The sequence below is a fragment of the Streptomyces sp. NPDC060194 genome (genome assembly GCF_042728285.1).
Lineage (GTDB): Bacteria > Actinomycetota > Actinomycetes > Streptomycetales > Streptomycetaceae > Streptomyces.
The window spans coordinates 1-6,897 of the sequence record NZ_JBHWZH010000215.1; the positions used below are offsets into that span (position 1 = coordinate 1).

Annotated in this window: 5 protein-coding genes; 4 read left to right on the top strand and 1 reads right to left on the bottom strand. The window is 75.6% G+C overall.

Annotated features, from left to right (window positions below; all coding sequences use genetic code 11):
• Window positions 1-77: 77 nt before the first annotated feature.
• Window positions 78-671, bottom strand: a complete 594-nt coding sequence (locus tag ACFWEG_RS27550; RefSeq protein ID WP_387220422.1) for a hypothetical protein — start codon at window positions 669-671, stop codon at window positions 78-80.
• 217 nt (window positions 672-888) lie between these two features.
• Here ACFWEG_RS27550 and ACFWEG_RS27555 point away from each other — a divergent pair, with 217 nt between their 5' ends.
• The 4 genes from ACFWEG_RS27555 to ACFWEG_RS27570 all read left to right on the top strand — a co-directional run bounded on the left by ACFWEG_RS27555 (window position 889) and on the right by ACFWEG_RS27570 (window position 6,838).
• Window positions 889-2,457, top strand: coding sequence for a helix-turn-helix domain-containing protein (locus tag ACFWEG_RS27555; RefSeq protein WP_387220424.1), 1,569 nt, complete (start codon window positions 889-891; stop codon window positions 2,455-2,457).
• A 48-nt stretch (window positions 2,458-2,505) separates the two neighbouring features.
• Window positions 2,506-4,554, top strand: coding sequence for a SpoIIE family protein phosphatase (locus tag ACFWEG_RS27560; RefSeq protein WP_387220426.1), 2,049 nt, complete (start codon window positions 2,506-2,508; stop codon window positions 4,552-4,554).
• 157 nt (window positions 4,555-4,711) lie between these two features.
• Entirely contained in the window at window positions 4,712-6,334 is a 1,623-nt protein-coding gene (locus ACFWEG_RS27565) for a PP2C family protein-serine/threonine phosphatase (RefSeq protein ID WP_387220427.1), read from the top strand.
• 117 nt (window positions 6,335-6,451) lie between these two features.
• Complete coding sequence (locus ACFWEG_RS27570) at window positions 6,452-6,838, top strand: SHOCT domain-containing protein (RefSeq protein WP_387220429.1); 387 nt, start codon at window positions 6,452-6,454, stop codon at window positions 6,836-6,838.
• Window positions 6,839-6,897: the final 59 nt, after the last annotated feature.

Genomic DNA, 6,897 nt, shown 5'->3' on the forward strand with positions numbered 1-6,897 from the left:
CCGCCATCGCGGCCCCCGCACTCCTCCTCCCCGTGCCGTACGACACCCCCGTGGCCCTACGGCACCGCGCGACCGGCTCAGTACAGCTTCGCCACCGACGTGCGCGCGGTCTTCTTGAAGGCGGCCAGCGGCGCGTGGTCCAGGTCGCCCATCTGCGCCCAGCGGACGACCGTCACCGTCCGCCCGTCCCGGCCGACCGAGTACAGCGCGATGTCCGAAGGACCGACCACGGGGTCCCGGGTGTCCAGGCTGTAGACGTGCGCCCCCTCCTCCACGGCGATCCGCCCGTGGAACCTCGTCTCGCCCTCCAGGGTCGGGTACTGCTTCTGGAGCCGGGCCAGGCAGGTCCGCACGGCCGCGCGGAGCTTCGTCGCCAGCGCCTTCGCCTCCTTCGGGGTGGCGAGCACGGTCGTCGTCTGCTGGGCGTTCGTGTCGAACTCGGTGCCGAACTCACGGTGCTTGCTCTTCTTCTTCGGCGTCGCCTTCTGCGTGCAGGCGTCCGGAGCGACGCCGGCGCGCACCGGCCCGGCCTGCCAGGGGCTGCTCGACGGCGGCAGCTGACGGGCGGACAGGAAGGCCGGCCCCGGCGTCGCCGACGCCGCGGGGGCGAGCGAGGCGATGACGAGACCGGCGGCGGCGACGGTCACGCCGGTGGTGCGGAACATGTTCATGAAGTCGGGTCCCCGTGCTGTCGAAGGAAATACGGATCGGTCCGTGCGTCCGGCCCGCCGACCTGCCGCGGTCCGGACCAACAGCTTCGAGCGGCCGCCCGAGGGCCGCAAGCGTCCCGGCCCGGGGTGGAACGCTGGAACCGTTCCACCCCCGATGACGTGGCAACTCATGGGCGGGTGGAACGCCGTCCACAGCGGGTCGAGGGGAGCGGACACCGTGGGCACACCGAGCGACACCGAGGCGACCGAGCTCGCGCGCCGGCTGCACGGGCTACGGGAGGGGTCCGGCCGCAGCTACGGGTCGCTGGCCCGCCGGGTGGGGGTCAGCGCGTCGACCCTGCACCGCTACTGCTCCGGCAGCACGGTCCCGGCGGAGTTCGCCCCGGTGGAGCGGCTGGCCCGGCTCTGCGGCTGCACGGGCGGGGACCTCATCGCCCTGCACCGGCTGTGGGTCGGCGCGGACACGGCCCGGCGGGAGCGGATGGAGGCCGGCCCGGCGGGCATCGCCCCGGCCCCGTCCGCGCCTGCCGCCGAGGACGCGGCGAGCGCACCGTGGTCGGCTTCGGCGGTCGTCGGGGACGGGCCGAGCGCCCCGGTGGCTGCCTCGCCCGCCGCCGACGAGGCGGTAGCCGCCTCGGAGCCGGCTTCGGCGGTCGCCGGGAACGCGCCCGCCGCCACGGGACCGCCCGCCACCGCCGTCGGGGAGGCGCCCCCCGGGCCGGGCGGGCCCCGCACCCCCCTGCGGCCGTCCGCCGCTGAGCCCCCGCGCGGGCGGGCCCGCCGCGCCCGGATGCTCTACGCCGCGACCGGCGGGGCCGCCGCCGTCCTCGCCTTCGTGCTGATCCTGGCCTTCGACCACTCGCCGCTCGCGGCCGGCGGGCCCCCCGCCGCCGTCTCCTCCCGTACGCCCGGCGGCGCGGCCCCCGCGGCCCAGCCGCAGCCCCGCACATCGGCAACGCCCACCGCCTCGGGCCCCCGCCCGTCCACCACCCCCTCCCCCTCCGCCTCGGCCTCCGTCTCCGGCGACGCGCTCCCCGGTCCCGGGCGGCCGGGGAAGAGCCCCGCAAGCACGACGCCGCGCCCCGCACCGGCGGCCGGACTTCCGTTCACCTGGAGCGTCGACCAGCACGTCTGGGAGGGCGGCTGCGGCCACTCCTACCTCCTCGACCGCCGGCCCTCGGCCGTCCCGCCCCCGCCCGTGCAGGCCGACGCCGAGCCCTGGGCGCGGTCTCTGGGCGCGGTCCACGCCGGGGACACCCAGGTCCGCGTCACCGTGCAGGGCCGCGGCGGGACGACCGTCGTCCTGCAGTCCCTCCAGGTCAGGGTGGTCGCCCGGAACGCACCGCCGGCGGGCGAGGTCTACCGGATGGACGGCGGCTGCGGCGGCTCGCTCACCCCCCGGCGCTTCGCCGTCGACCTCGACGTGCCCCGCCCCGTCGCCCACCCCCGGGCCGGCAACGACGCCGGCACGCCGATCCCCGCCGTCTCCTTCCCCTACCGCGTCTCGGCGCGCGACCCCGAGATCCTGCTGACCACCGCCCGCACCACCGCCTGCGACTGCGCGTGGTACCTCGAACTCGCCTGGACCGCCGGCGGACGCTCCGGCACCGTCCGCATCGACGACGCCGGACGCCCCTTCCGCACCAGCGGCCACCGGGGCCGCACCGCGTACGGCTACGACACCGAGGCCAGGCGCTGGCTGCCCGAGACGGCGGACGGGACCGCCGAGGCGAGGGCGAACGACCGCCAGGCAACGGAAGATGCGGGCGAATCACCGCAAAGCTAGGCTCGAATGACGCGGCCGCCGTCCGAGGACCATGAGGAGCACGCACCCATGGCAGCACCTGAGCGGGCGGAGATCGGACCGGGGGAGCGCCTCGCGCTGACCCGGATGGGCAGCTTCGACTGGAACCTCGACACGGGCCTGCTCGACCTCGACGCCGCCGCCCACACCGTCCTCGACGTGCCGCCCGACCGCTACGGGGGCACCGCGCGCTCCCTCGCCGACCGGTTGCCGGCCGGCGAGCGCGCGCGCATCGAGACCGCCGTCCGCACGGCGCTCGACGGCGGCCGCTCCTCGTTCGGCGGCTACTTCCAGATCCGGCGCCGCGACGGCATCGTGCAGTGGACCCACCTGCGCGGCCGCGTCCTGCGCGACGGCGACGGCGTCGCGCACCGGGCCGTCGGCATCGTCCGCGACGCCACCACCGAACTCACCGAGTTCGACGTCGTCAGCTCCCTGGAGGCCGGCCGGCAGCGGCGCAGCGCCATGGTCCAGCAGACCACCGAGGCGCTGTCCCAGGCGGTGACCGTCGACGACGTCACCTCCGTGCTCACCGGCCCCGGCGGCGCGCACCGGTTCGGCGCCGAAGGACTCGTGCTCGGCCTCGTCGACGGCGCCGACCTGAAGCTGCTCGACCTCGCCGGCCACACCATGGCGATCCGCGGCGACCTCGAACTGCACCGGGTGGCGGAGTCGCTGCCGTTCGCCGAGGCCGTCCTCACCCAGCGGGCCCACTTCGTCTCCTCGCTGCCCGACCTCGCCGCCCGCTTCCCCCGGCTCGCCCCCTACCTCCGCGACCTGCGCCTGGACGCCGCCGCCCTGCTGCCGCTGGTCGCCCAAGCCCGCTCGATCGGCGGACTCGGCCTGTTCTTCCGCGGCCGCACCGAGTTCTCCGCCCAGGACCGCGACCTGTGCATCGGCCTCGCCGGCATCGTCGCCCAGTCGCTGCAGCGGGCCATCCTGTTCGACGAGGAACGCGCACTCGCCACCGACCTCCAGGCCACCATGCTGCCGCGCTCCATCCCCGACGTGGACGGCGCGGAGATCGCCGTACGCTACCGGGCCGCCCGCAGCGGCCGGAACGTCGGCGGCGACTGGTACGACGTCATCCTGCTGCCGCGCGGCCGGATCGGCGTCGTCGTCGGCGACGTCCAGGGGCACGACACCCACGCCTCGGCGGTCATGGGCCAGCTCCGCATCGCCCTGCGCGCCTACGCGGCCGAGGGCCACAGCCCCGCCACCGTCGTCTCCCGCGCCTCGCGCTTCCTCGGCGAGCTCGACACGGAGCGCTTCGCCACCTGCACCTACGCCCAGATCGACCTCGGCTCCGGAGTCGTCCGCGCCGTCCGGGCCGGGCACCTCGGCCCGCTGGTGCGGCACACCGACGGGCGGATCGGCTGGCCGCGGCTGCGCGGCGGCCTCCCGCTCGGCATCGCGACCGACTTCGACGACGAGGACTACCCCGAGACCCGCCTCGACCTGGTCCCCGGCGAGACCCTCGTGCTCTGCACCGACGGCCTGGTCGAGGAGCGCGGTCTCGACATCTCCGACGGCCTGGCCGCCTTCGCCGACGCCGTACGGGAGGGGCCCACGGGCGCCGAGGCGCTCGCCGACCGGCTCGCGGAACGCCAGGAGGAGAGCGGCGCCGACGACGACGTGGCGCTGCTCGTACTGCGCCGCACCCCCGACTCCGGCACCCCCCAGGCCCCGCGCATGCACGCCTACGTCCACGAGGCCGACCCCGAGGACCTGGTCGAGGCGCGACGGGCCCTGCGGCGCAGCCTCCACGACTGGGGCTTCACCGAACTCGCCGACGACGTCGAGGTGGCGGCCGGCGAACTGCTCGTCAACGTGCTGCTGCACACCGAGGGCGGAGCCGTGCTGACCCTGGAGGTGCTGCCGGAGCCGGTCCGCCGCGTCAGGCTCTGGGTCCAGGACCGGTCCAGCGTCTGGCCGCGCCGCCGCACCCCCGGCGAGGCGGCGACCTCCGGCCGCGGGCTCCTGATGGTCGACTCGGTCGCCGACAGCTGGGGCGTGGAGCCGCGGGGCGACGGCAAGGCGGTGTGGTGCGAGTTCGTCCCGGCCGCCGCGGGCCGTTGACGCGCCACCCCGTCCGTCCGGCCGCCCGGCCCGCCGCGGACCGCACCCCGGCCGCGTGGTCCCGACGAAGTCCTGTCGAACCGGGTGCTCCCGCTCGCCCCACCACCCACACTTGGGCATGGTGAGTAGCGAACGCCGAAACCGACGGGAGGCACCGATGGGTACCGAGGTGGTGAGCCTCAGCGGGCTGCCGATGGACACCGCCGAGGTGCTCGCCCTCAGCCGCACCGGCTGCTTCGTGTGGGAGCCGGACGCCGCCTACCTCGCCCTTGACGCGACGGCCCTGTCCGTCCTCGACCTCGACGGCACCGGCTTCGACGGCGACCCGCACGCGGTCGCCGCCCGCGTCCCCGCCGACGGCATCGCCCGCCTCCTGCGGTCCGTGCGGGACGTGCAGACCGGCGCGGCCGAGTCGATGGGGGCCTCCTTCCCCGTCGCCCGCCGGGACGGCTCCGTGCGCTCCGTGCACGCGCTCGGCCGGCTGGTGCGCGGCCGGGGCGACGTGCCGGACCGGATCGTCGGCACCCTCCACGACGTGGCCGAGGAGCAGGGCGGCGCGGCCGGCCTCGACGCCGCCGTCCGCCAGACCGGCGCCGCGCTGCTCTACGCCCGCACGGTCACCGAGGTCGCCCGGACCGTCGCCGGACCCGAGACCGTACGCCGCTTCGGCGCGCACGGCATCAGCCTCGGCATCGTCGACCTCGGCCGGATCCGGCTGGCCGGCGTCGTCGGCGAGACCAACGCCCGCTTCCTCGACTCCCACCGGGCCCGGCTCACCGAGCACTGGCCCATGAACGACGTCGTGCGCAGCCGCAGCCCCCGCTACTTCGTCTCCCGCGCCTCCTTCCTGGAGACCTACCCCCAGATGGCCGAGGACCTGGAGGGCACGACGGCCACGGCCGCCGCCTTCCTCCCGCTCGTCGTGCGCGGCTCCGCCATCGGGGCCCTGAGCCTGACCTACGAAGGCCGCGGCGACTTCTCGGTCGAGGAGCGCGCCCTGCTCGGCCGGCTCGCCGACACCGTCGGGCAGGCGCTGCGCCGCGTCATGCTCGTCGAGCAGACCCGCGACATGGCGGCCCGACTGCAGTCCGCCATGCTGCCGCGCCGCATTCCCGACATCCCGCTCGGCGACGTCGCCGTGCGCTACCGCTCCGCGCGCGCCGGCACCCGCATCGGCGGCGACTGGTACGACGTCATGCTCCTCGACGACCACGGCGTGGGGTTCGCCATCGGCGACGTCCAGGGCCACGACACCGAGGCCGCCGCCATCATGGGCCAGCTGCGGATCGCGATGAACGCCTACGCCACCGACGGCCACAGCCCCGCCGGCGTCCTCGCCCGCGCCTCCCGCTTCCTCGACGAGCTCCAGGTCGACCGGTTCGCCACCTGCCTCTACGCGGAGATCGACCTCGCGACCGGCATGGTCCGCGCCGCCTCGGCCGGCCACCCCTCGCCGTACGTGCGGCGCGCCGACGGGACCGTGGAGCCGCTGCTGATCGCCAACGGCCCTCCGCTGGGCGTCCGGACGGCCGGCGAGGCCCGGCCCTACGGCAGCAGCGCGTTCACCCTCGGCCCCGGCGACACCCTGCTGTTCTTCACCGACGGGCTGGTGGAGCGGCCCGGCGAGGACATCGACACCGGCCTCGACCGGCTGGCCGACGCCCTGCGTTCGGCGCCGGAGGAGCTGCAGGAACTCGCGGACCACCTGGACGAGACGATGGCCGGTGTGCGCGAACCGGAGGACGACGCCGCGCTGCTGGTCCTGCGCCGCCGCGGGTGAGCCTCCCGGGCCGACGGTCCAGGGGCCCGGCCGCCCCCCGGTCGGGCGCTCCCGACGTGCGGACCTCCCCGCCCGGGCGTAGGAAGGAGTTCCGCACCACGCGAACGGAGCCGGCCGATGGACGACTACCCCCTGCTCGACGTCTTCCTGTCGATGCTGTACTTCTTCCTCTGGGTCATGTGGTTCTTCCTGCTGTTCAAGGTGGTCACGGACATCTTCCGCGACCACTCCCTGAGCGGCTGGGGCAAGACCGGCTGGCTCATCGTCGTCCTCCTGCTGCCGTACCTCGGCGTCTTCATCTACCTGATCGCCCGCGGGCGGAGCATGGGGGAGCGGGACGCCAAGCAGCTGCACGACCAGGAGGCGGCTTTCCGCAGCTACGTGCAGAAGGCGGCGGGCTCCGGCGGCGGTGTCGACGAGCTGCACAAGCTCTCCGAGCTGAAGGCCCGGGGCGACCTCACGCCCGAGGAGTTCGAGCAGGCCAAGCAGAAGCTGCTGGCCTGACGGCGCTCACCGGGACGCACGACGGGTGCCGCCCTCCTCCGCGCGGAGGAGGGCGGCAC